This window comes from Bacillus cereus group sp. MYBKT111-2 (assembly GCF_051915205.1).
GTDB classification, from domain to species: Bacteria; Bacillota; Bacilli; order Bacillales; family Bacillaceae_G; genus Bacillus_A; species Bacillus_A paranthracis.
This window is the reverse complement of record NZ_JBQAEG010000009.1, coordinates 154,738-179,808: the sequence shown is the minus strand read 5'-3', so window position 1 is coordinate 179,808 and position 25,071 is coordinate 154,738. Positions and strand designations below refer to the sequence as shown.

Here is a 25,071-nt window from a genome sequence, read left to right as displayed (position 1 = left end):
GATGGCAAAGAAACAAAGTATACTATCACCAATCATTCGTATTACTTTTACATTTTTAGTGTTGTGCGGACTTGTATATCCACTTATTGTTACTGGTATTGCACAAGCAGTCATGAAGGATAATGCGGATGGAAGTCTAATATATAATGATAAAAATGAAGTGATTGGTTCTAAATTAATCGGTCAAAATTTCACAAATCCACGTTATTTTCATGGGCGTGTTTCTAGTATTGAATATAAAGCAGAGGCATCTGGTTCAAATAACTATGCACCGTCTAATCCAGATTTAGAGAAACGAGTAGAGAAAATTATTGAAGAGTGGAAGAAACAAAATCCGAGCGTTCCAGTTACAGAAGTACCAATCGATTTAGTGACAAATTCAGGTTCAGGGCTTGATCCTGATATTAGTCCGAAGGCAGCTTCCGTACAGGTAGAGCGTATCTCGAAATTAACGAATATCTCGAAAGAAACACTAGAGCAATTGATTAAAGATCAAACAGAAGGTGCGGCACTTGGTTTATTTGGAGAGACCCGCGTAAACGTCTTAAAGTTAAATTTAGAATTACAGAAACTACTGAAATAGTAACAGTGCTACCTCAATCTAACGGATTGAGGTAGCGTTGTTTCAAAAGAAAGGTTGTGTGTGTTTTGTATGCGGATGATTATAAACCAACTTTTCAAAGGCGAACACCAGAAGAGTATTTAGAATATATTCGTCAGCAAAACCGTGGGAAGTTAAAGCTATATGTAGGAGCAGCTCCAGGAGTAGGGAAAAGCTATAAAATGCTCTATGATGCTAGAGAGATGAAAAAGGACGGTATGGATATTGTAATTGGTTTAATTGAAACGCACGGGAGAAAAGAGACAGAAGACGCAATTGCTGATTTAGAAAAGGTTCCTTTAAAAGAAATAGAGTATAAAGGGAAAGTGTTTTATGAACTTGATGTGGAAGGAATTATAAAGCGTGCGCCGCAAGTCGTTGTAGTGGATGAACTTGCACATAGTAATATTCCCAGCTCTAAAAATAAGAAGCGTTATATGGATGTACAAGAATTGTTAGAGGCTGGTATATCCGTATTGTCAGCGTTTAATATTCAACATTTAGAAAGCGTTCATGACATTGTAGCTCAAATTACAAATGTAAAAGTAAGAGAACGAATTCCAGATTTTATTTTACAAAAAGCAAATGAAATTCAGCTCGTTGATGCAACGCCGGAAGTACTTCGGAAGAGGTTAATAGATGGAAAGATATATAAAGAAGAAAAAATTCAGCAAAGCTTACAAAATTTCTTTACGCTTAATAATTTAGGAGCACTAAGAGAATTATCACTTCGGGAAGTCGCTGACGATATGGACGAAAAGATTAGTCAAACAGTGATAGAACCAATCGGAGTGAAAGAAAAAATTCTCGTTTGTGTACAGTACAGTTCAACAGCAGAGAAATTAATAAGACGGGGCTGGCGCATGGCTGATCGCTTAAACGCTGAATTGTATGTATTAAATGTTGAAAGAGAAAATATAGACTCTCTTTCAGCTAGTAAAAAACAAACAATTGAAGAGTGGAAGGCGCTCACGAATCAATTTGATGCAAGTTTTGTATTAGAAGAAGCAAAAGGGAGAAAGCCTGCGGATGTTATTATTGAAGTTGCAAAAAGATTACAAGTAACGCAAATTTTACTTGGGCAATCAGCGAGAACGCGATGGGAAGAAATTCGAAAAGGTTCGATTGTGAATGAAATTATGAGACAGACGAAGCATATTGATATTCATATTGTTGCGGATCAAAGAGTTTAAAATAGAGACCATCTGTAGGTCTCTATTTTGCTTTTTGTGTGGCAGGGAAGCGTAGCATTTTCATTGCATATAAGATTACAAGTAAAAACATAATTGCGCCTAGGAAGAAAATCCAAAAGTAATTTTGGTTAAATAAAAGAAATCCACCTATAAGTGGGCCTGTGCCCATACCAAGATAGCGGATGAAGTTGTACATACCGATAGCTGTTGCGCGTTCTTGTACGAATTCTTCCGTTAATAAAGTAGTGTGAGTTGGCATAGAAAGTCCCATACTAAAACCGTACAAAGATGTAACGATAATGATGAATGGGATATTAATGCTATATGTGAAAGAGAATAAAACGACACATATAATATTGAAGAAACTCGTAATAAATAAAGTTTGCTTTGTTGTGAGGCGTTTTTGCAAAAACTTGTAGCAAAAACTTCCCAGCATGATAGAAAGAGACATTGGTACAAACATAAGACCAATTTCATTTACAGTTAAATGAAATGAATTTGTTAAAATACTCGGTAAAAAAACGAGAAAGCAAAAGTAAATACAAAATTGAATGAAGCCAATAAGAGTAATAGAAAATCCAGTTTTATTTTTTAAGATAAACCAGTAATTCTTTTTTGCTTGCGGTTGCTTCATTACAGTAGGTTTTGTTTCTGGAAGTAGTGAAAGGTTTATCATTAATAAAAGAATGCCAAGTATAGATAAAAATAGAAATACAGATAAGTGGCCATTTATACTGCCGAGATAACCACCAATGAGAGGACCAATCGCAGGTGCGAGGGCAAGTAACATTTGGTATAGGCTCATCGCTTCTCCGCGTTCTTTTCCTTCAAATAAATCGCCGATAATCGTTGCTGAAACTACAGGTATAGCCGCTATTCCTATAGCTTGAACAGCTCTAAAAAAGAGAAATAAATAAATGTTTGCCGAAAAAGCACATCCGATTGAACCAATTGTACTAATGACTAAACTAGGGATAAGGACAGATTTTCTCCCTTTTGTATCAATGAAAGGTCCATATACGAGCTGCATAATTGCAAGAATGAACGTGAAAAGTGAAACTGTTACATTTACAAGATAAAGAGAAGTATGAAAAGAACCTTGAATCATGGGCAAGATAGGTGTGTAAATATTTTGAGCGAAGGAACCAAGTAAGGCACTAATACAGACAACATATAAAATGAAATGTAGTTTGGATTTTTTCATTATGTTAACCTCCTTTTTTAATTTCCTAGGAAACTAAATTTAGTTTAACATGTTTTTCTCACTTGTAAATATGAAAAAATGATTTTAAAATGGTATATAGTTAAATTGTTTCTTTGGAAACTTAGGGGGTGAACAGATTGGATTATGCAACGAAACAAATGGAAATACTTTCGGACATTCGTACACTTTTGCATAAAAGAGAAGAACATTTGAAAGGACAAAATGAGAAGTTTCTTCGTGAGACGGGTGTAAGTAGTATGTCTTTATCTGAGTTACATGTAATCGAGTGTATCGGGAAAAATGGTCTGATGAATGTAACGGCAATTACGATAGAAATGGGAATGACGAAGGGTGCAATTTCTAAAGTTTGTACAAAGTTGTTCCAAAAGAAATTCGTTGAGAAGATGCAAATGTTAGACAATCAAAAAGAAATTTTCTTTCGCTTAACGGAAAGCGGAAATGAAATATATAAAGCTCATGATAAATTGCATAAACAAGCTGAAGAAAAGTGGCTGTTACTCTTAGATAGATATACGAAAGAAGAACAAGATTTTATTCAAAGGTTTATAAAGGATGTCTCTGATCATTTGGAAATATAATTGGAAGAAAAAATTCCGTTTTCTCAAGTCTTTTAAATATAATTTCTGAAAGAACTCATATATAATAGAAACAGATACTTAACATAGTGAATAATTAAAGAGTCAATATATATAGAGGAGAGAGTAACATGCTTGAAAATACAGGGTTAGTATTAGAAGGCGGCGGTATGCGTGGTGTATATACGGGCGGGATATTGGAATACTTTATGGAACAAGATTTATATTTTCCATATGTAATCGGTGTATCAGCTGGTGCTTGTCATGCAGCGTCGTATCTTTCCAGACAAAGAAATAGAAATAAAACAGTAAATATTGATTATGCATCACATCCGAAATATTTATCGTATAAAAACTTATGGAGAAAACGTCAGCTATTTGATATGGATTTTATTTTTCATGAAATTCCAGAAAAGCATGTGCCGTTTGATTTTGAAACATACTTTAATAGCCCAGAGCGTTTCCTTGTAGGAACGACGGATTGTGAAACAGGACAGTCTGTTTATTTTGAAAAAGAAGGAACGAATGATGATGCACTAAATTTATTACAAGCGTCTAGTTCATTGCCTTTCATTGCACCAGTAGTAAATTATCGTGGTAAGCAACTGTTAGATGGCGGGATTTCTGATCCAATTCCAGTTCGTAAAGCACAGGAAGATGGATTTAAAAAATCAGTCGTAATTTTAACACGAAATCATGGCTACGCAAAGAAAAAATCAAGATTTGGGTGGGTTGCTGCGAAAGCTTATAAAAAATATCCGAACCTTGTGAATACGATGCTAAATCGTTATGAAGTGTATAATGAAACACTTCACTACATTGAAAAAGAAGAACAGGCAGGTAATTTATTTGTTATTCGTCCAGAAGTACCGCTTCAAGTAGATCGTATGGAAAAGGATACGGCTAAATTACAAAGTTTATATGAGCAAGGCTATGAAGATGCAAAGAGACAATTTGCAGATTTGCAGGCGTTCTTGCAAAAATAAGTATTAGGCTGTGGAGAAGAAATTCTCTGCAGCCTTTTTATTATTGGTTTCAATGCTGAATGTTGGTTATACACGTTTTTAGATTATGGTATAATATGGATAAAAGTATGTGGAGAGGTGATACATATGGAAAATGTATATAAAGGGCTTAGACATACTGGATTTATTATGATATTTATTTTTGGTGGGGTATTTTTACTGCGCTGGTTCATTCATGATGAAATGCTACTGGATCAGCTTATTGGATTTAGTGTAGGAATGGTAATGGTTGTTTCGTCAGTTTTCATTCAAAAGTATAGTAAAGAATTACAGGTAGAAGAGAAATATTAAAAGATTATAAGCTCCTTCATATTTTGGAGGGACCGTTATAGTTTGAATGATTGTTATAAAAGAAAAGTAGAGCATCGAAATCCGATGCTCTACTTTTTTAATGTGGTAAGAATATCAATTGATAAGCAAACAAAATTCCAAATACATATACAAGTGGGTGAACAGCACGGAATTTACCTTTTGCCACCTTCATAAGTGGATATGAAATAAATCCAAGTGCAATACCTGTTGCGATACTTGATGTAAGTGGCATGCTTAAGATTACTAAGAATGCTGGGAATGCTTCATCAAATGCGTCCCAATCGATGTGGCGAACTGAACCCATCATAAGACTACCAACGATGATTAATGATGGTGCAGTAATAGCTGATACACCAGAAACGGCACTTACTAATGGTCCGAAGAATGCTGCTAGTGCGAATAGAACAGCTACTGTAACAGTTGTTAAACCAGTACGACCACCAGCTGCAACGCCAGCAGAAGATTCAATGTAAGCTGTTGATGGTGTTGTTCCGAACATAGAACCGATTGTTGCTGAGAATGAGTCAGATAGAAGAGCTCGTCCAGCTTTTGGAAGCTTTCCATCTTTCATAAATCCACCTTGTTGAGCAACGCCAAGTAATGTACCTGTTGTATCGAATAATGTAACAAGGAAGAATGAGAATACAACGCCGTATAATCCGTAGTTAATTACGTCAGATACAGCAGTAATTGGATTTGAAACGATAATTCCTTCTGGTAATCCAGGCATTGATGTAACACCGTTTGAGAATGATAATTGTCCCGTGAAGAAAGCGATAATACCAGTTAATAGCATCCCGATAAATAGTGCGCCATTTACATTTAAAGACATAAGAACAATCGTAATTCCAAGTCCAGCTAATGCTAGTAGTACTGGAGCAGAGTGAAGATCACCAAGTCCAACTAAGTTTGCTTCATTTTTTGTAACGATACCTGTTAAACGTAAACCGATAAAGGCGATGAAAAGACCGATACCAGCAGTAATTGCATGTTTTAAGTTTTCAGGAATTGCTTCCATTAATTTTGTACGGAAAGATGTGAATGATAACAAAATTAAAATCATACCTGCTACGAATACAGCAGAGAATGCAATTGCGAAAGTCATGCCTTCATGAGCTTTTACAACAGAGTAAGAGAAGTAAGCATTTAATCCCATACCTGGTGCAATTGCGATTGGTAAGTTTGTAAAGATCGCCATAAATAATGTTCCGACAACAGCAGCGATAATGGTTGCTGTAAATGCTTGTTCAAATGGAACACCTGCATCCCCAAGGATAACTGGGTTTACGACAATGATATATGCCATTGTTAAGAAGGTAATAATACCTGCCATAATTTCAGTTTTAATAGAAGTTTTATGTTTTGAAAGGTTAAACATATAAACATCCTTTCTGTTTACGAATAATTTTCACAACAGTTATATATAATATTCGTTTTTTATCTATTTTGCAATAGTTTTGCATAAAAAGTTTACAACAATTCATATTTTGTGTCTTAAATTCGAATATTAATCGTAACATGATGTGCGAATTTCAGTTTTTATTATGCACATGATAAGGAAAAGGAGTTGAAAGAAGCTATGCCACAGCAAAAAAACTTTGTAACAATGCCAGCGCAACATCAAAATAAACAACCTGGTATTGAATCATTAATGAATCCACTTCCGCAGTTTGAAGATCCAAATTATAAAGGTAGCGAAAAGTTAAAAGGAAAGAATGTATTAATTACAGGGGGAGATAGTGGAATTGGACGAGCTGTTTCTATCGCTTTTGCGAAAGAGGGAGCAAATATTGCGATTGCTTATTTAGATGAGGAAGAAGATGCTAATGAGACGAAGCAGTATGTTGAGAAAGAAGGTGTAAAGTGTGTATTGTTGCCGGGTGATTTAAGTGATGAACAGCATTGTAAAGATGTTGTTCAAGAGACCGTTCAGCAGCTAGGAAGTTTACAGGTTTTAGTAAATAATGTTGCGCAGCAATATCCGCAGCAAGGACTAGAGTATATTACAGCAGAACAGCTAGAAAAGACTTTTCGTATTAATATTTTTTCTTATTTTCACGTTGCGAAAGCCGCACTTTCTCATTTAAAGCAAGGGGATGTCATTATAAATACCGCGTCTATCGTTGCATACGAAGGAAATGAAACGTTAATTGATTATTCCGCAACGAAAGGGGCAATCGTTGCTTTCACAAGATCACTTTCTCAGTCATTAGTACAAAAAGGGATTCGTGTAAATGGTGTTGCGCCAGGACCGATTTGGACACCACTTATTCCATCGAGCTTTGATGAGAAAAAAGTATCACAGTTTGGAAGCAATGTTCCGATGCAAAGACCGGGCCAACCATATGAATTAGCACCAGCATACGTATATTTAGCGTCTGATGATTCATCCTATGTTACCGGGCAAATGATACATGTCAATGGGGGCGTTATTGTAAATGGATAGTTTTCATTTATAAGAGCAAAGTAAAGTTAATTCCACTTATTATAGTGAGCGCTAGGGGGATATAAATGAAAAAGCTATGTTTCGTCATACTATTATTTTTCATCCTACCGGTTAGTGCTTTTGCTAATACAGATCATCTAATATTAGTGAACCTTACGACAAACCAATTATCTTTTTTTGAAAATGGAAATTATACAAAAACATTCCCCGTAACAACTGGAAGAGATCGTACACCTACGCCTGAAGGTAATTTTTGTATTATAACTAAATATAAAAATAAAGAATACCATCGAAAAAAAATAGCTGGTGGTGCACCAAATAACCCTCTTGGTACGAGATGGCTTGGACTAGATAAGAATGAATATGCGATTCATGGGACAAATCGGGAATGGACAATTGGAAGTAGGGAATCAAATGGCTGTATTCGTATGCATGACAGGGATATACAGTGGTTATATGACCGAGTTCAATTACAGACGAAAGTAATCATTTCTCGGTTTCATACGAGCCCGGAATATGAAGCGAATAAGCTTGGTTATCGTGTTGTGAGCTGGAATGGTCGTAAAGTAGAAGAAGAGCAAATTGGTATGCTTACGTTAGTAGATCGCGCCGATATATATTGGCAAGAACCGAATGGACAGCTAACGAAAGTGAAAATGGTATTGCCAAACGAAAGGTATGCAGTGTACTCAAAACGAAAAGATGGAATATATTATATAGGAAACAATTTGTATATAGTGGATGAAACAGGAGAAAAAATTCGTTATGAGCAAATTCCTTCTTCGATTTTAAGTAATATATATAAACGAAAATATAATGTTCCGTAATAGGCTACCGTATTATAGACGGTAGCTTATTTCTACTTCCAGTTTAACTGCAACTATTGTACTTTGCTGAATATAATACAGTACAGATAGGGGGCGGTTACATTATGAAAAGTGAATTTGCGTTTAAAGTTTTCTTAGTAACGACCTGTTTATTTATCGTGTATTTGTATGCGTTTCTCGTCTTTTCGTTTTATGTTCCATACGTTGATTTAATATTGTTCTTCGGATTTATTTGGGCATTTGTTAAGGCAAGGGAAGGGGAGAAAAGTATATATCGGCGTATTACGTTATGCGGGACAGCCGTTCTCGTTATTTTGTACTTTTTTATTATGCATGATTTTTGGAGGGGAATGTAAAAAAGCATACGATTAGTCGTATGCTTTTTATGTTTAATATTTTGGCTTAAATGTATGACAACAAGTCTCTACACTTGTTGCTACAGAACTTTCTAGCGTCTCGTTCGTTAAAACTGCACTTGTATACGATTCATTTTCAGTTTGACCAGTTTCATCCGCATCTGGCTGAACGATAATCGCACTTGCTTGACAAAAGTTACCTTGTCCCCAAAATGAACAATTGGAAACAGAGCATCTTACTTCTGGCATAAAACCCCCTCCTTATACATTAGTTTGGAATTTTACGTCCATTTCATGTGTAGAAGGAGTTTCCTTTTCTCGTTATTTTTTCGTTTGTTCAAACCATTCTTTAAACTTTTCTTTTGATTGTTCTCCGCTAATACGGCTTACTTCTTTACCATCTTTAAAATGAATAATCGTTGGCGTTCCTTTAATATCGTACTTATCCCAAGGCTCGTTTAAATTTTCAATATCAATTACTTTCATATCAACATTTAAATCTTTCGCTAAAGGTACAACAATAGGAGAGACCTTTTGACAATGAACGCAAGAGGTTTGATAAAAGTAAATCGTTTGTTCTTTTTTATCTTCTATATTTTTATTGAGATCTTCAAGAGAAATTTTATTTGAGTAGTAACCTTTTTCATCTGTCGATGCGTTTTTCTTTTCCATTTGAGTTACAGCAAAGATTGCCGCAAATAAGACGATAATAATACCGCCAAATATAAGCATTTTTTTCATTCTTTCATCTCCTTATTTGTTTTTGATGACAATAAAGCTACAAACAGCGATTGTAATAAAGCCGATAAGTGCTAAAAACGGGATTGTCACAAAGCCGAACCAGTTTATGTATTCTCCCGTACATGGTACACGGCCGCAAGCTGCCCCTGCAGCCGAAAATGCTGCGACTTTTTGAATTGCATAGTGATATAAAGAAATACAAGCACCAATACTTGCGATCGGTAAAGAATAACTTGCGATGCGATAATCTTTTTTTACTACAGCGATACCGAGCCATAAAACGAATGGATACATGAAAATGCGTTGATACCAACAAAGGACACAAGGCTCAAATTTCATGATTTCGGAAAAGTATAGACTTCCTAGTGTAGCAATAAACGAAGCTCCCCACGCGGTAAATAAAGCATATTCTTGCTTTTTTTCTCGTCCCATATTTTATACCTCTCTTATAATAGTTACATACTAAATTATAGTATGAAGTGGTACAGAAAAGAAAGAAAAAATATGTTTATCAATAAAAGTTTTATACGGGGAAACTTTTATTGATATAAATATTTTAAAAAAACGCCATTCTCAGGAAGAGAATAGCGCTATAGTTTACATTTGAATTTGCTCTACTTCTTCTATATGTGACTTTTGGGATGCGTGGTCAATATATTGAAATAGGAGCTGCAATTGTTTATCAACTTCTGGCAGTTCTTTACTGTATTGATAAGCGTGTAAAAAATGCTCAATACGCTTAGAAAATAATTGATCGTTCGTTTGAACCATGAGAACGAGTAATTTATCCCAATTACAGCAATACGTGTAATAGAGAGCTTTATCATAGTCGTTATATGTTTGCACTGTGTACCCTCCTTACCGAGAGTTATATATAGTGTGTGATAAGTAAGGAGAAATACACTTGAAAGAATTTGTTAAGAAAAAAAGTGAATGAAAAAAACGAGGTATGTCCTCGTTTTTTAAGCTTTTGGCATTGGCGTAGGTGTTGGTTTGCCATAGCCTTCTTTGTATTTATTATCGATATAGTTACGAATTTCAAGCGTTGATTTTCCTTTTTGTTTCATCGAAGCAGATTCAACTGCGATTTCTAGGCAATTGACGCAAGTCGTTGCATGAGAATCCCAAACAACTTCACCATTCTTTTTAATTTCACGAATAAAACAATTTTTATTATTTTTATGTCCTACACTTTCACCGCAACCGCAGTAACATGGAATCCAATCTAATAGTTCTGCATTTTGTCCAGCGACAGTGTAGATATCTTTCATTTGTGGATCAAGCTTGTCTAGGAAGGTAGGAAGTGTGTCGACTCCTTTTGTTTTCTCTTGAATGTCAGCTTGCTGAGTGTGCGATGCGTGGTCATGTTCTTCTTTTTTTGATTCAGAAGATTTTTGGTCATTTGTACTAGTACTTCCGCATCCAGCAAGAATTAAACTCAGTACTGCAAGTAAAGAAAATACATACTTTTTCATTCGCTTGTCCCCTTTACAAATGTATTAATCAAATTGTATCAGAGATTACGGTGTGTCGGGTGAAGATTTTTTTGACCGATTTTTGAAATGCCATCGCACTGAATGGAATAGAAATAAAATTGGGATATAAGCGTATACAATATATAAGCCAGCTTGAGATAGTACTGTATTTAATGTGTTGATACTTTCACGGTTTTTAAAAAATAAAGAAGCTGTAAAAACGATGAAAATAAAAAATGGTAATGTAAATTTAAATGAAATATGAAATGAACGCTTCATCGTTTGGCATGATGACCAAATGGTTAAACAAAGGTTCGGCAAAATAATTAAAAACCAAACAAAAATAATAATGTATTCAAACCGTTGAATGAAAGGAACTTTAATTATTTTTAACATCGTTAAAGTAGGCCAAATAGTATGATTTAATTGTCCTTCACTATAATACATAAAAGATACAATAGCTAAAACTACATAAATCAAAGTGCTAAAAAAAATTCCTGTATGAGCCCATCTTTTTAAAGACTTACCTTTTTCAATAAATGGATAGAAGATAAGGATTGTTTCAAAGCCGAGAAACTCTAATGCAGATTGCTTTGCAGATATAAGCATGTCAAAAGGTGAATGTGTAAAAATAGGTAAAATATTACGGAAATGAGCGTATTTCATTGGATAAATTAAAAAGAATACAACGAAAATAGGAAGAACGACTCCCCAAAAACATATTCCGGTTACAGAGCGAAATCCACCCTTTATAATATAGCAAGTCACTAATAAAAACATAAAGGTTAGTTTCCATAATTTAATGGTAGGGAAAATCCAAACTTGTATCACTTCCATATATGTACGAAGAACAGTAAGGCAAAATAATAAGCAATAAAGAGTGAAAATCACGGAAAATATAGAACCAATCCATTTTCCAAAAGTTGTTGTATGAATGCTAATTAAATCTCCGTCTTTTTCTAACATTTTTAACATACAAAACAGCACAATATGGGTTGTAATCCCCGCAATAATAAGAGAAATCCAGGCATCATAACCAGCGTTTTTTAAAATTACACGCTGATACCCAAGAACTCCTATTCCAATTTGAAGCGAATGTAATAATATAAAGGCAAAGTATGGAGAGACTGTCTTTGCTTTATTCATTGTATTCATTGCTTATTTCACCTCACTATTCCCCGATTCCAGATTGTACAATATTAAGATCTAAATTTATATCTACGGCTACGTTTTTATACATATTTCGAATTTGTTTTATATTCCATTTTCTCGTATGACTTCTAATTTCATCGCGTATGCCTAAAGGATCAATTTCCTTTTTTTGGAATTGTTTTATTAAATCTTCACAGTCTTTTTCAACATTTCGTTCAATTTGTTTCTTTATATAGTTGATATTTGTTTCTTTTCTTAAATCAATCCAATTAGGAGAGTTTTTAATTAAACCATTTAATTTTAAATGGATTTTTACTTTTGGTATGTCGCCAGTTTGATCTATATCATATTTATTTTTCCCAGCTAAGTTTTGTATAACAACCATACCTTTATGTTTATCCTTTGTTATTGCTGCTTCGTAACGCCCATTTTTTGTAGGATTAATTAGTAATTTTGCTAAAACAGAATGTCTTTTATCCGTATACATAACGACTTTATCGCCTTTCAAAAAGGCAAGTCCTTTGACAGCGACAGAATGATTATCGTCCATTTTAATATAAGGAACATAGGCATCACATACAGAAGAGTAATAATTATATAAAAAGACGTTTAATTCAGTTTGTGGAATGTTCTCATTTCTTATATTTTGCTCGAGTAAATCAGCAATATATAAAGAACCATTTTTTTTTCCATAATTTAAAAGCTCTTCGGCCGTTCCATCTACAATTGCTAGTTGTACATCACGTCCGATATTTGGATCACGTTGTAAGTTAGTAATAATTTCTCCCATTCCGCGTTCTCCTAGAGCCTTTCCAAATAGGACGACACGCATTTGACCTACAACAACATTGTGAGGAGATTTAGCGTTCAATCGTGAAGCGATTGTTTCAAGTGAACGAGCAGATGTTGATTGCGTTTCTGGCTTAGACTTTACACCATGTGTGTATTCTGGGAATAAGATAGTTCCTTGGAATCTTTTGTTTTTTGTGATGTCAAATCCAGCAATATGAATAATTCGCTGTGTATCCACTACATACGTTTGTGTACAACCAGTTTGTAGAACAAAAAAGATTATAATAAGGAACAAGAAAAGTTTTTTCATTGATTATCACCATCACGTTTTTGCTTCACTTTGTTCGGGTTATAGCGCCATTTTGATTTCGGTCTAAGGAAAGAAGGCCGTTGTGCCGTTTGACTAAACGGTAATCGAAGAAAACCTTCTGCTGTACCTAAACCACGAAATGGATATAAAGGTAATAAATAAGGTGATCCAAGTGATTTTAATTTAATTAAATGAGCTAAAATAAATACAAACCCGACAATAAGACCTAATCCACCAAATGCGCCGGCTAAAAGAATAAGTGGAAAGCGTAACAACCGGATAGTAGAAGACATCTTTACAGTCGGTGTTGTGAAAGATGCAAGAGCGGATAAAGCAACTGCAATTAATAAAATTGTACTTGTTAAAGCAGCTTCAACAGATGCTTGCCCAATTACAATCCCGCCAACAATACCAATTGTTTGTCCTACTTTCGTAGGTAAACGTGCTCCTGCTTCACGAAGCAATTCGATTGTAATTTCTAAAAAGAGTGCTTCTAAAATAGGTGGGAAAGGTACGTTCGCTCTTGAGAAAATAATAGGTCCTAGTAAATCAGCAGGAATCATTTGATAGTGATACGTTAAAGCCGCTGTATAAATAGCGGATGAAAAAAGAGAAAATATAGCTCCGAAAAAACGAATAATGCGAAAGAACGATCCAATCATCCACGGTAAATAATAATCTTCTGGAGAAATGAAAAAATCTAGTAACGTTGTCGGTCCTGATAAAGCATATGGAGAGCCATCTGTTAAAATTAAAACTTGTCCGTTAACCAATGCATATACAGCTCGATCTAATCGTTCTGTAGGCAATAAAACAGGAAACGGTGAATTGCTATTATCACTAATAAATTGCTCAATCATAGTTGCGTCAAATGGGACATCAAAGTCAATGTCTTCTAGCCGTTGTATGGCGGTGTTGATAAATTGTTCATTTGTAACGCCTTCTATATAGGCAACTGCTACTTTCGTTTTTGACATAGTTCCGACGGTCACTTCTTTAAATATGAGTTGCTCCGTTACAATATTTCGGCGTAATAAGTGTATATTTGTATCAAGGTTTTCAACGAAACCGATTTTAGGCCCGATTACGCTATATTCATTTTCTGTATCATTATTTAATCGTATTCCTAAAACAGTACTTTCGGCACGAATTAAAGCATATTGATCGGGATTCGAATTGTTTTTTAAGCGTAATAAAATATATCCCCCTAATAATTTCTCACGAATATCATCAATAGAAGGGGAGGTAATAATATCTTCAATAGAGACGATATTACATAAATCAGAGATGTTTTGAATTCGATCCGATTCCTTTTTTAGAGGAGTTAAAATAAATTGTTTAATAATAAGTGCTTCCACGACAGATTTATAATAAAACAAACATAATGTTTCATTTTCAAGTACGTTATAAGAGACAAAATCGCTAGATTCTGTCATGCTTTGTATAAATTCTGGAATAGAACAAAGTGTTTTTGGATTAGTATTTTTGGATTTCTTAGATGATAAACCGAACATTTTCTCACCCCTAACATATATCATTTACTTGTGTTAGTTTTTGGGAAAGACGGGAATTTATACTTAAAAATTGAAAGTTCATAAACAAAAGGAAGAATATAAAAAAACTCTTCCTTTTGTTGTATTAATTTGTTTTCTTTTCCTTAATTGACTTTACTAATTTAATCATTTCAGCTCGTATATCTTCTTTTTTTACATTTAATTTTTCGGCGATTTGTTTCATATCCATTCCGTCTTTTTTCATTTTTAGCACATCATCAAGGGGAGTATTACTTTTTTGAGAGATGATTGTTAATACCGTGAGCTGACGTAATCCGATATTATATTCTTTCATTTTTTGTTTTAGCCCGTCTGGTGTAGATTTTTGCATATTTGCTAATTGTTGCAGTAGTGCTTTTTTTGTTTCTTTATTCATATGATGCTTTTTCAACTTACTTGGATCTACCCCGAAATGCTCTGCTGTTTTCTCCCAAGAATTATTTTGCTTATAGTAAGCTAAAACGTCTTTTATTTCTTTTTTACTCATTTTTGCAATGTGGGCAGCTTTCCAAATTTCATGTTTGTTATAGCCGAGTTTTTCGAGTGATTGCATTTCTGCTTCTGAAATTGGTTTATGATGATGCAATGTTACTTCTTTTGGCGTAGCAGCGAAAGTAGGGAAGACGGTTGCACCGAATAATAATGCTGCCATAGTCATACTTACTGCGATTTTTTTGTACATATAAATTCCTCCTAGATGGATAATGTGAAAAACTGTACACATATCATTTCCATAAAATGTGAAATACTTGTGAACAAATCAAGTTTTTTTATTCACAGTATGAACTGAAGTTTTTGGGAGTTTTCCAACATAAAACATTGATTAATAGTAAAAAACTAAGGTATAATCGAAATTGAAAATCAATATCAACAATAAACGTATACATATAGATAAAAATAAGGGAGAGAAAAATATGACTACATATACTTCCATCGCAAATGTGATTAAAGAAAGACGTTCTGTTCGTACATTTACAGATAAAGCAGTAGACAAAGAGTTATTAATTGAACTATTAAACGACGCAACGTGGGCACCGAATCATAAACATCGTGAACCATGGAATTGTAAATTATACATTGGAGAAGGTCGTCAGAAATTAGTGGACGCAGTATTAAACTCTTTCACAGAAGAAGAAAGAGCGAAACGCGGTAAAATTTTATCGGATCGTTTCTTAAGCACGCCAGCACAAATTGTTGTTTACATAAATGAAGATCCACGTCAAATTCAACGTGACGAAGATTACGCTGCAACATGTGCATTTATGCAAAACTTCCAACTTCTTGCTTGGGAACGTGGATTAGGTTGTGTTTGGAAATCAGGCGGATTAAACTACAATCCATTATTTATAGAAGGACTTGGTTTAACAAGAGGTCAACGCATCGTTGGAATTCTTCACCTTGGCTATTTCGATAAAGCACCAGAAGGAAAAGCTCGTACACCGATTACGGAGAAGATGGAGATTATTGAAGGGTAATAGATGAGACATTCTCGTTTTTATGAGGGTGTCTTTTTATTATGCAATCAATCCTCATGAAAGCTTGTTCTCAATCATACACTTTCTTAAGGGAAAGTGTAAGGAGGGAAAATAATGAGAGCAAGTGACGATAAAGCACTGCAATATGCAATTGCGGAAATTACGGAAATTGCGACTGGATTTGGGCTTGATTTTTATCCGATGCGTTATGAAATATGTCCAGCGGAAATTATTTATACATTTGGTGCATATGGGATGCCAACGCGGTTTTCACATTGGAGTTTTGGAAAACAGTTTTTCAGAATGAAATTACAATACGATTTAGGTCTTAGTAAAATATACGAACTCGTTATTAACTCTGATCCATGTTATGCCTTTTTATTAGATACGAACTCGTTAATTCAAAATAAATTAATCGTAGCGCATGTGTTAGCGCACTGTGATTTCTTTAAAAATAATATTCGTTTTTCAAATACGAAGCGGGATATGGTAGAAAGTATGTCAGCGACAGCTGAACGGGTGAAAGCATATGAGCATAAGTACGGAAAAGAAGAGGTAGAAACATTTTTAGATGCCGTACTTGCCATTCAAGAGCATATTGATCCGTCGCTTATGCGTCCAAAACTTGCGTGGAGTATTGATGATTTAGAAGAGGAAGAAGTAGAAAAGAAAAAGGTATCGCAATACGATGATTTATGGAATTTAGATGATCGCAATAAAAAGAGGGAACGCTCCAATGTACGTAAAAAGAAGAAAATCCCACCACAACCAGAGAAAGACTTACTCCTCTTTATTGAAGAATATAGCCGTGAGCTAGAAGATTGGCAGCGGGACATATTAACGATGATGCGTGAGGAAATGTTATATTTCTGGCCACAGCTTGAAACGAAGATTATGAACGAAGGCTGGGCATCCTTCTGGCATCAACGCATACTTCGCGAAATGGACTTAACATCTGATGAAGCAATTGAATTTGCGAAATTAAATGCGGGCGTCGTTCAGCCATCAAAAACAAGCATTAATCCATACTACCTCGGTATTAAAATGTTTGAAGATATAGAGGAGCGCTACAATAACCCTACTGAAGAAATGAAACGACGCGGCGTAAAACCAGGATCTGGTCGAGACAAAATCTTTGAAGTACGCGAAATCGAATGGGATGTATCGTTCCTAAGAAACTATTTAAATAAAGATCTTGTTATGCGAGAAGATATGTACTTATTCCAGCGCCAAGGAAAAGAATATAAAGTAATAGATAAAGAGTGGGAACATGTACGTGATCAACTCGTAAATATGCGTACAAATGGCGGCTTCCCGTACTTAGTAGTAGAAGACGGAGACTACTTAAAAAACGGAGAATTATACATTAAACATAGTTACGAAGGAATCGAGCTCGATTTAAAATACTTAGAAAAGGTATTACCATATCTTCATCAGTTGTGGGGAAGAACGGTGCATATGGAGTCGATTGTGGAGAGTAAGGGTGTTGTGTTTTCTTATGATGGGAAGATGGTGCATCGGAAGTATGTCTAAAGAAAGCCGCTGGGATCAGCGGCTTTTATATAGTGTTTGTTTAATAGAATAAGCACTATATATGCTAAGGGCTCAAGGTTGTAATATAAGAATTCTTTATGCTTTATAGGTCAGGCATATTTGAATTAATCTAACTTTTTGGGATCACTTTTACCAGGAACGAAACTTATAATTGCAATTTTGTTTTTTTCTATTTTGAAAGTATACATTCGCTTAGTTACAGTTTCCCGATATGTTTCTTTATGTTTGTTTTGGAATATATAAGTTTCGTCTGTTTCAAGTTTATATGTAGTTGCATTGATTTTTTCTAATTTTGATGATGGATGAATTTTGATTGTTTTGAATTTATTCTCATTTTTAGCTTGGTTATTTATAGCTTCTTTCATCTGTTCAAAATACTCGCTATTTGGGTCGATAAATTCAGCAACTGCTCCCATTTGCTGGTTATTGAAAGCAATTAATACCTGATCTGCATATTTATCAAGGAAAGTTTGAACATCTTGAGAAATTTTGTCTATTTCTTCTATATTTGTTTTGTTATCCTGATAGCCCATGTAACCCACATATGTACCAATAACGGATAAAAAAATTGGAATAATTACTAGTAAAATTTTTAAGAACTTTTTTGAAGTAGAAGAATTTTCCCCCCTTTGACTTCTAGAATGTTCACTATTATGCATCGAATCTTCCATTTTAATTTGTCTCCTTTTTAATAATATTACTAATTCTTTATTTATTTTAGCTTTATAGGTAATATATAGCAAGATATTAATAGGGTTTTATAGGCATTATCTTTTCAGATATTAAAAGGGTGTGAGAACAGCTGGGGATTGGCTCATTAGTAGGAAACAAAACTATAATTAAGATCAAATGAATTTCATCAATTTTTCATACTCTTTATTTACAGATTTACATAATACCCTGATATGCTCAAATACAAGAGCAGGATCAAAGAATGGGTTTGAAGATAAGAGAGAAGTAAAGATATAGATGATTTTGTATATTGTCTTGATACAACAAGTATGAATAATGGTGAATGTCCGATTATTGCATGAACTCGGATTTAGGGAAACTCTCCCGTTTGATACATTGCTTTTTATGAATATGCAGGAGGTCGTTTTCAAGAGGTAATTGGTAAAGCACCTTAGCAATACGAAGGCTGGGCATCCTTCTGGCATCAACGCATACTTCGCGAAATGGATTTAACATCTGATGAAGCAATTGAATTTGCGAAATTAAATGCAGGTGTTGTGCAGCCATCAAAAACAAGCATTAACCCGTACTACCTCGGTATTAAAATGTTTGAAGATATTGAAGAACGCTACAACAACCCGACAGAAGAAATGAAACGCCGAGGCGTCAAACCAGGGTCTGGTCGTGAAAAAATCTTTGAAGAACGCGAAATCGAATGGGACGTATCGTTCTTAAGAAACTACTTAAATAAAGACCTCGTAATGAGAGAAGATATGTACTTATTCCAGCGCCAAGGAAAAGAATATAAAGTAATAGATAAAGAGTGGGAACATGTACGTGATCAGCTCGTAAATATGCGTACAAATGGTGGCTTCCCGTACTTAGTAGTAGAAGACGGGGACTACTTAAAGAACGGAGAATTGTATATTAAACATAGCTACGAAGGAATCGAGCTCGATTTAAAATACTTAGAAAAGGTATTACCATATCTTCATCAGTTGTGGGGAAGAACAGTGCATATGGAGTCAATCGTGGAGAGTAAGGGCGTTGTGTTTTCTTATGATGGGAAGATGGTGCATCGGAAGTATGTGTGATAAGGAAAGCCACTATGTATATAGTGGCTTTTTTTGATCTGTTTTTCATTATGTGTTTTTTATACCAATAACTAGAGTACTAGTAAATCTATAAACTTAAAAATCCTTACTCACACATTCAAGTTGTTGCACACATTTACTATAAAGAATTTTTGATTTCGTTTCTAGAAACGGTTTCAACATAACCAGTATATTTAATCTCCTGGGTTATAGGTTTGTTATATATTTGGCAGAATTGAATATATAGCTGATTAATGGTGCCTTCCTATTAATATGATAGACTTTGGGGAAGAACGGACATAGAATGTAGTGTCCGGTCTTTGTCATCTGGAACAAAGTTTTAAATATGCTATTCTTGAAAAAAGGGAGTTACATAGAGAAATGGAGCGATTTAAATGAGCAAAATAGGGGTATGCAAGGTGGATATTACGCCGCCTATAGGTATTGATTTTGTCGGATATCATAGAGAGACAGGAATAAATAATATTGAAGAACGTATTTATGGGACAGTTTTTGTATTTGAAAAAGATGAAATGAAAACTGTGTTTATAAGTATTGATAATATTGGGATGTTAATAGAAGATACGAATATAATTCGTGAGCGAGTAGCAAGTAGGCTTCATGTGCCGTTTGAGCGAATAACGGTTGTTTATACTCATACGCATTCCGGCCCAGAGACGATCGGTGATGATTCGCTCGTACAGTCGTATAAAACGATTTTAGTAAATAATGTGGTGCAAGGTACTGTTACTGCGAATAACAACTTGAAGCGATGTGAAGTTGGCTGGGGTGTTACGACAGGTGATATTGGAGTAAACCGAAGAGAGAGAACACCTGATGGAAGAGTGAAGATGGGAACAAATATAGAGGGTGTTGTAGATAAACGAATTGGTATGTTAGCAATAAAAGATGCTGAAACGAAGGCGTTATCTGGGATTATAGTATTTTGTACGGCCCATCCGAATGTTTTAAAAGGTGATAGTGATGCATTATCAGCGGACTATCCGGGGATGACAAGAGAGATTCTTGAGAAGATCGTAAACTGTCCTGTTATTATTGTTCAAGGTGCTGCTGGTAATGTGAATGCGAAGTATCGAGGTTCTAAGGAAGCATTAACACAAATGGCTTATACGCTTAGTGGACATGTATTAACGATGTTACCGACAGTTACATATAGCCCAATTGTAAATTTAAGAACAGTTTCGAGTACGGTGCAAATGAAACTGCAGGATATCCCTGAAATTGATGAAATACGAAGCATGGCTCAATTAGCTGAGAAGCAGTGGGGTGTGAACACGGATGAATGGCTTACTATCGTTTTAGAGAAATATAAGCAAGGTATTCGGCATTTAACTATTGATTTAGAAGTGCAACTGTTTCAAGTGAATGATGGTATGTTTTCAGGTATACCGATGGAACCTTTTTCGGAAACGGCATTAGAAGTGAAAGAGAATCTTCAAAATGAATTGGCTTTCTTTGGTGGATAATATATGAACGGATATATTGGTTACTTGCCGACAAAGGAAAAAATTTCATATGGTGGTTATGAAGTGGAATTAAGTCCTGTTGTGTATGGGCCGGTTACAAATTTATTGATGCCACCGGAGGAAAATACTGCGGATCTGATTGTGAAGAAGGTTACGGGTTTATGTAATAAAGTGAACCTTTAATGAGACAGATTTTTGAACGCAGAGTAAAGAATATGACTAATTGTGTGATTTTGTTAAGTCAATGTAATTAATAATGATTATCATTATTAATTACATTGACTTCTGAAAAAAGAAAAACTAGAATTTATAAAGGGATCTTCAATTGTTCGCTATCATTTGTATAGGAGGTAAGTTATGGTGGATAGCTTTATTTCTATAAGATGTAGGTTGGCTCTTTATAGTTTTGGTGTTCTTTTTATCTTTTTTTGTACAGTATTTTTGGTGAATCAGAAGGTGTATGCAGAAGATGTACCGTGGACATCAGTTTCAAATGAGGGGGAACGTGTACTTTTTCAAGAACAATCTTTGTATAGTAATGATCGAAGGGGAGAAGATCTTGTTTCACCCTCATTTGAAGGGTGTAAACATGATGGGGAAGAGTCGGAGCCTTTTCGGAAATCGAATAACAGACAATGTGTTTAATAATCTTAAAAAATGGTCTGAATAAATATAATAAGCTTTTATGGATTTTATGTTGTGTATTGGTCATCATTATAATGTCTAGTTCTATAGCAAATAAAGAAAAGAAGTTTAGTAAGGTTGTTAATTTTGTAATTTTTCATGTAAAAAATAAAGAGAAAGAGCCAATAAAAGATTTTGAAATTATACTTATGAAAGATGAATCACCTCAGCCCAGTAAAGAAATTGGGATCTCAATAGGGAAAACGGATGAAGAAGGAAAAGTTATTTGGAGGAATGTGAGAACGGGAAAATATATCGTATTTTTACCAAATAATAAGGCGCAGATGGTTATGATTAATGACAGAGATGAAACGAAAAAAATAAACATATCATTGTAGAAAACGAATCCGTTGGGATCCGTTTTTTCAGGTTGTGACATTAAAGAATTTTACGTGGAATGGATCTACCCTTATGTGAAGAAGCTATTGATTTTGAAAATTTAAATACAGGTGTATTTCAGTTATTAAAAACGTGTATTTATACATTGGTTTAGTCGTACAGAGAGTTATAGAACTACACGCAAAAGAACTTGGAAAGGTCTAAGTTCTTTTTTATCTCGCTATTTACCGGGCAGTAAGCCCCCGATTGGTGAGGGCTGATTAAAGTTTCACTTTATTTGTTTCAAATTTGTGAAAGAAAGCCATATTGATTGAAATTAACTTTTTTATAATTTATTATATACCCATACAGGTATAGGTTTTGTGTGAAGTTTGAGAAAATTAAATACTATGGAGGTTTAAAATATGTCCAGAAAAATAGTTGTAGTAGGCGGAGTTGCTGGCGGCGCATCAGTAGCTGCAAGGCTTCGTCGTTTAAGTGAGGAAGATGAAATTATTATGGTTGAACGTGGTGAATACATTTCATTCGCAAACTGTGGATTGCCATATTATATTGGCGGTGTCATTACAGAAAGACAAAAATTATTAGTACAAACTGTTGAAAGAATGTCGAAGCGTTTTAATTTAGATATACGTGTATTGAGTGAAGTAGTACAGATTAATAAAGAAGAGAAAACAATTACGATAAAGAATGTAACGACAAATGAAACATATAACGAGAAATATGATGTGTTAATTCTTTCACCAGGGGCGAAACCAATTGTTCCATCTATCCCGGGTATTGAAGAAGCGAAGGTGTTGTTTACGTTACGGAATGTACCAGATACTGATCGTATTAAAGCGTATATTGATGAGAAGAAACCACGTCATGCGACGGTGATTGGTGGCGGATTTATTGGAGTGGAAATGGTTGAAAACTTAAGAGAACGTGGAATTGATGTTACTCTTGTAGAGATGGCAAATCAAGTGATGCCACCAATCGATTATGAAATGGCGGCATATGTGCATGAGCATCTTCAAAAACACGATGTTGAGCTCGTTTTTGAAGATGGTGTAGATGCGTTAGAAGAGAATGGGACTGTTGTACGTTTAAAAAGTGGCTCAATTATAGAGACAGATATGATTATTTTAGCAATTGGTGTACAACCAGAGAGTAGTTTAGCGAAGGATGCAGGATTAGCATTAGGAGTTAGAGGGACGATAAAAGTAAATGAGAAATTTCAAACGTCGGACCCACATATATATGCAATTGGTGATGCGATTGAAGTAAAAGATTTTGTTACAGAAACAGAAACGATGATTCCGTTAGCGTGGCCAGCTAATCGTCAAGGTCGTATGTTAGCAGATATTATTCATGGTCATACAGATTCTGTATATAAAGGTACACTCGGAACTTCTGTAGCTAAAGTTTTTGATTTAACGGTTGCTTCGACGGGAGTAAATGAGAAAATATTAAAACGATTAAATATACCCTATGAGGTAGTGCATGTACAGGCAAATTCGCATGCGGGATACTACCCGAATGCTGCGCCAGTGCTAATAAAATTAATTTTTAATAAAGATAGTGGGAAAATTTACGGAGCACAGGCTCTAGGACGTGACGGTGTAGATAAGCGTATGGATGTTATCGCAACGGCAATAAAAGCAAATTTAACTGTACTTGATTTGCCAGATTTAGAATTATCATATGCCCCGCCATATTCTTCTGCAAAAGACCCTGTAAACATGGTAGGGTATGCAGCAAGTAATATAGTAGATGGTTTTGTGGACACAGTACAATGGCATGAAATAGATCGTATTGTTGAAAATGGTGGATATCTTATTGATGTTCGAGAGCCTAATGAATTAAAACAAGGAATGATTAAAGGCTCTGTTAATATTCCGTTAGATGAATTACGTGATCGTTTGAATGAAGTGCCAGTGGATAAAGATATATATATTACGTGTCAACTCGGTATGAGAGGATATGTTGCAGCGCGCATGTTAATGGAAAAAGGATATAAGGTAAAGAATGTAGATGGTGGTTTTAAATTGTATGGAACAGTATTACCAGAACGTATTGTATATTAATATTTTTTCATCTTCCACTTCAAAATTTGGTGGAAGATGAAAGCCTATAGATGAAGGTTTCGCTTTGTATTTTGTGAATGTATAAGGTAAAAGTTTAAAATAGGGGTTTACAAAATACCCTACAGGGTATAATGTATTGTCATAAGCTATAAATGGTGACATAATGGTAATGAGGTGATTATACAATGGAATATAATCAAGACATGAAAAATAGATTAAAACGTATTGAAGGGCAAGTTCGTGGTGTGCTTCGTATGATGGAAGAAGGAAAAGATTGCCGAGAGGTTATTACACAGTTAACGGCATCTCGTTCTGCACTTGATCGTACAATTGGACTTGTTGTTGGAACGAATTTAGAGCAATGCTTGCGTGAACAGTTTGAAAGTGGTAATGGTTCAAATGAAGAGTTAATTAAAGAAGCTGTTCAATTACTTGTAAAAAGCCGATAATCTGTCAAACGTAAGTGTTGACAGATTTTCAAAAACATTTTAATATACCCCTACAGGTATATGTATATAAGTTATGGAGGAATCACTATGAGTATAAAAGTGGATATGAGTTTAGATTGTAAAGGGTTAGCTTGTCCGATGCCGATTGTGAAAACGAAGAAGGCGATAGAAGGATTGGCATCAGGACAAGTGATTGAAATTAAGGCAACAGATAAAGGATCTACAGTAGATATACAAAGCTGGGCAAATAAAGTAGGGCATCAATATATCGGGACGAAACAAGAGGGCGATGTTTTGATGCATTACATTAGGAAAGCACATGAGCATGAAGTGAACGAAGTAGCAAAGTATCCTCATACAATTACGAATACGGAGTTGGAAGAGATATTATTAAGCGATGAAGAGTGTATTGTATTAGATGTTCGAGAAGCAGCGGAATTCGTTTTTGGTCATATTCCATCGGCCATTTCGGTGCCGTTAGGAGAGTTAGACAGTGCAGTTTTAGATCAGACGAAGCAAATTTATGTTGTTTGCCGAACGGGTAACCGTAGTGATGTAGCTTGCCATATGTTGAAAGAGAAAGGTTATGAAAATGTGAAAAATGTCATTCCAGGTATGTTAGAGTGGCAAGGGAATATAAAGAATTAAATTTTTTTAAATGTAAA

The 25,071-nt window shown here is 34.9% G+C and carries 26 protein-coding genes and 3 pseudogenes; 17 read left to right on the top strand and 12 right to left on the bottom strand.

Translation table 11 applies throughout. The annotated features are described in order from the left end of the window. Window position 1: 1 nt before the first annotated feature. Both kdpC and kdpDN read left to right on the top strand, forming a co-directional pair. Window positions 2-583 (top strand): K(+)-transporting ATPase subunit C, encoded by a 582-nt coding sequence (gene kdpC / locus ACTFNE_RS22330; protein ID WP_046198883.1) that lies wholly within the window; start codon window positions 2-4, stop codon window positions 581-583. A 56-nt stretch (window positions 584-639) separates the two neighbouring features. Beyond that, a complete protein-coding gene (gene kdpDN / locus ACTFNE_RS22325) occupies window positions 640-1,794 on the top strand; it encodes a KdpD-like non-kinase potassium sensor (protein ID WP_082112702.1) in 1,155 nt (384 codons plus the stop codon). A 22-nt stretch (window positions 1,795-1,816) separates the two neighbouring features. On the opposite strand, the gene ACTFNE_RS22320 is transcribed toward kdpDN, so the two are convergent. Continuing rightward, window positions 1,817-2,998: an MFS transporter gene (locus ACTFNE_RS22320; protein ID WP_046198881.1), complete on the bottom strand. Its 1,182-nt coding sequence runs from the start codon at window positions 2,996-2,998 to the stop codon at window positions 1,817-1,819. A 137-nt stretch (window positions 2,999-3,135) separates the two neighbouring features. On the opposite strand from ACTFNE_RS22320, the gene ACTFNE_RS22315 reads away from it, so the two are divergent. The 3 genes from ACTFNE_RS22315 to ACTFNE_RS22305 all read left to right on the top strand — a co-directional run bounded on the left by ACTFNE_RS22315 (window position 3,136) and on the right by ACTFNE_RS22305 (window position 4,910). Next, complete coding sequence (locus ACTFNE_RS22315) at window positions 3,136-3,597, top strand: MarR family transcriptional regulator (protein WP_046198880.1); 462 nt, start codon at window positions 3,136-3,138, stop codon at window positions 3,595-3,597. A gap of 128 nt (window positions 3,598-3,725) precedes the next feature. Next, window positions 3,726-4,580 carry a patatin-like phospholipase family protein gene (locus tag ACTFNE_RS22310; protein WP_000892683.1) on the top strand — a complete coding sequence of 285 codons (855 nt, stop codon included), beginning with the start codon at window positions 3,726-3,728 and terminating at the stop codon, window positions 4,578-4,580. A gap of 126 nt (window positions 4,581-4,706) precedes the next feature. Further along, on the top strand, window positions 4,707-4,910 hold the full coding sequence (locus tag ACTFNE_RS22305; RefSeq protein WP_046198879.1) for a hypothetical protein: 204 nt from the start codon (window positions 4,707-4,709) through the stop codon (window positions 4,908-4,910). A 97-nt stretch (window positions 4,911-5,007) separates the two neighbouring features. Here ACTFNE_RS22305 and ACTFNE_RS22300 read toward each other — a convergent pair whose 3' ends face one another. Beyond that, a complete protein-coding gene (locus ACTFNE_RS22300) occupies window positions 5,008-6,309 on the bottom strand; it encodes an NCS2 family permease (RefSeq protein ID WP_000482726.1) in 1,302 nt (433 codons plus the stop codon). A 201-nt stretch (window positions 6,310-6,510) separates the two neighbouring features. Here ACTFNE_RS22300 and ACTFNE_RS22295 point away from each other — a divergent pair, with 201 nt between their 5' ends. From ACTFNE_RS22295 to ACTFNE_RS22285, 3 genes are all read left to right on the top strand, one after another. Continuing rightward, complete coding sequence (locus ACTFNE_RS22295) at window positions 6,511-7,377, top strand: SDR family oxidoreductase (protein WP_046198878.1); 867 nt, start codon at window positions 6,511-6,513, stop codon at window positions 7,375-7,377. A gap of 65 nt (window positions 7,378-7,442) precedes the next feature. Further along, window positions 7,443-8,204, top strand: a complete 762-nt coding sequence (locus tag ACTFNE_RS22290) for a L,D-transpeptidase (protein WP_046198877.1) — start codon at window positions 7,443-7,445, stop codon at window positions 8,202-8,204. A 104-nt stretch (window positions 8,205-8,308) separates the two neighbouring features. Further along, the gene (locus tag ACTFNE_RS22285) at window positions 8,309-8,560 is read left to right on the top strand and encodes a hypothetical protein (RefSeq protein ID WP_000834195.1); all 252 of its coding nucleotides are present in this window, start codon (window positions 8,309-8,311) and stop codon (window positions 8,558-8,560) included. A gap of 33 nt (window positions 8,561-8,593) precedes the next feature. Here the strand turns inward: ACTFNE_RS22285 and ACTFNE_RS22280 are convergent, their stop codons facing one another. The 9 genes from ACTFNE_RS22280 to ACTFNE_RS22240 form a co-directional block, all read right to left on the bottom strand. Further along, window positions 8,594-8,809 (bottom strand): DUF1540 domain-containing protein, encoded by a 216-nt coding sequence (locus tag ACTFNE_RS22280; protein WP_001115486.1) that lies wholly within the window; start codon window positions 8,807-8,809, stop codon window positions 8,594-8,596. A 72-nt stretch (window positions 8,810-8,881) separates the two neighbouring features. Continuing rightward, the gene (locus tag ACTFNE_RS22275) at window positions 8,882-9,301 is read right to left on the bottom strand and encodes a thioredoxin family protein (RefSeq protein WP_000738457.1); all 420 of its coding nucleotides are present in this window, start codon (window positions 9,299-9,301) and stop codon (window positions 8,882-8,884) included. 12 nt (window positions 9,302-9,313) lie between these two features. After that, entirely contained in the window at window positions 9,314-9,733 is a 420-nt protein-coding gene (locus tag ACTFNE_RS22270) for a disulfide formation protein C (protein WP_000532258.1), read from the bottom strand. A 165-nt stretch (window positions 9,734-9,898) separates the two neighbouring features. Further along, window positions 9,899-10,147 carry a YhdB family protein gene (locus tag ACTFNE_RS22265; protein ID WP_001195458.1) on the bottom strand — a complete coding sequence of 83 codons (249 nt, stop codon included), beginning with the start codon at window positions 10,145-10,147 and terminating at the stop codon, window positions 9,899-9,901. Window positions 10,148-10,263: 116 nt separating this feature from the next. After that, the gene (locus ACTFNE_RS22260) at window positions 10,264-10,776 is read right to left on the bottom strand and encodes a PCYCGC domain-containing protein (RefSeq protein ID WP_000761036.1); all 513 of its coding nucleotides are present in this window, start codon (window positions 10,774-10,776) and stop codon (window positions 10,264-10,266) included. Between the two features lie 45 nt (window positions 10,777-10,821). Then, the gene (locus ACTFNE_RS22255) at window positions 10,822-11,931 is read right to left on the bottom strand and encodes a GerAB/ArcD/ProY family transporter (RefSeq protein ID WP_046198876.1); all 1,110 of its coding nucleotides are present in this window, start codon (window positions 11,929-11,931) and stop codon (window positions 10,822-10,824) included. 16 nt (window positions 11,932-11,947) lie between these two features. Then, window positions 11,948-13,030, bottom strand: coding sequence for a Ger(x)C family spore germination protein (locus ACTFNE_RS22250; RefSeq protein ID WP_046198875.1), 1,083 nt, complete (start codon window positions 13,028-13,030; stop codon window positions 11,948-11,950). Further along, window positions 13,027-14,544: a spore germination protein gene (locus ACTFNE_RS22245; protein WP_046198874.1), complete on the bottom strand. Its 1,518-nt coding sequence runs from the start codon at window positions 14,542-14,544 to the stop codon at window positions 13,027-13,029. Before ACTFNE_RS22245 ends, ACTFNE_RS22250 begins: the two co-directional genes overlap by 4 nt. A 124-nt stretch (window positions 14,545-14,668) precedes the next feature. Beyond that, entirely contained in the window at window positions 14,669-15,265 is a 597-nt protein-coding gene (locus ACTFNE_RS22240; RefSeq protein WP_046198873.1) for a hypothetical protein, read from the bottom strand. A gap of 232 nt (window positions 15,266-15,497) precedes the next feature. Between ACTFNE_RS22240 and ACTFNE_RS22235 the strand changes: the two genes are divergently transcribed. Both ACTFNE_RS22235 and spoVR (ACTFNE_RS22230) read left to right on the top strand, forming a co-directional pair. Then, window positions 15,498-16,058, top strand: a complete 561-nt coding sequence (locus ACTFNE_RS22235) for a nitroreductase family protein (protein WP_000214810.1) — start codon at window positions 15,498-15,500, stop codon at window positions 16,056-16,058. Window positions 16,059-16,172: 114 nt separating this feature from the next. Further along, on the top strand, window positions 16,173-17,591 hold the full coding sequence (spoVR, locus tag ACTFNE_RS22230; RefSeq protein ID WP_001202713.1) for a stage V sporulation protein SpoVR: 1,419 nt from the start codon (window positions 16,173-16,175) through the stop codon (window positions 17,589-17,591). Window positions 17,592-17,716: 125 nt separating this feature from the next. On the opposite strand, the gene ACTFNE_RS22225 is transcribed toward spoVR (ACTFNE_RS22230), so the two are convergent. Then, entirely contained in the window at window positions 17,717-18,283 is a 567-nt protein-coding gene (locus ACTFNE_RS22225) for a TcaA NTF2-like domain-containing protein (RefSeq protein ID WP_046198872.1), read from the bottom strand. A gap of 462 nt (window positions 18,284-18,745) precedes the next feature. Here ACTFNE_RS22225 and spoVR (ACTFNE_RS22220) point away from each other — a divergent pair. From spoVR (ACTFNE_RS22220) to ACTFNE_RS22190, 7 genes and pseudogenes are all read left to right on the top strand, one after another. Next, window positions 18,746-19,378: pseudogene (gene spoVR, locus ACTFNE_RS22220) on the top strand (stage V sporulation protein SpoVR); the annotation flags it as partial. Between the two features lie 395 nt (window positions 19,379-19,773). Next, window positions 19,774-21,048: pseudogene (locus ACTFNE_RS22215) on the top strand (neutral/alkaline non-lysosomal ceramidase N-terminal domain-containing protein). A gap of 174 nt (window positions 21,049-21,222) precedes the next feature. After that, a pseudogene (locus ACTFNE_RS22210) lies at window positions 21,223-21,468 on the top strand (glutamyl endopeptidase); the annotation flags it as partial. Window positions 21,469-21,500: 32 nt separating this feature from the next. Beyond that, a complete protein-coding gene (locus tag ACTFNE_RS22205) occupies window positions 21,501-21,887 on the top strand; it encodes a DUF2606 family protein (RefSeq protein ID WP_270705353.1) in 387 nt (128 codons plus the stop codon). Between the two features lie 405 nt (window positions 21,888-22,292). Continuing rightward, window positions 22,293-23,957: a CoA-disulfide reductase gene (gene cdr, locus ACTFNE_RS22200; protein ID WP_270705352.1), complete on the top strand. Its 1,665-nt coding sequence runs from the start codon at window positions 22,293-22,295 to the stop codon at window positions 23,955-23,957. A 185-nt stretch (window positions 23,958-24,142) separates the two neighbouring features. After that, window positions 24,143-24,406 carry a metal-sensitive transcriptional regulator gene (locus ACTFNE_RS22195; protein ID WP_000456206.1) on the top strand — a complete coding sequence of 88 codons (264 nt, stop codon included), beginning with the start codon at window positions 24,143-24,145 and terminating at the stop codon, window positions 24,404-24,406. Between the two features lie 87 nt (window positions 24,407-24,493). Then, entirely contained in the window at window positions 24,494-25,054 is a 561-nt protein-coding gene (locus ACTFNE_RS22190; protein ID WP_046198867.1) for a sulfurtransferase TusA family protein, read from the top strand. The last annotated feature ends 17 nt before the right edge of the window (window positions 25,055-25,071 follow it).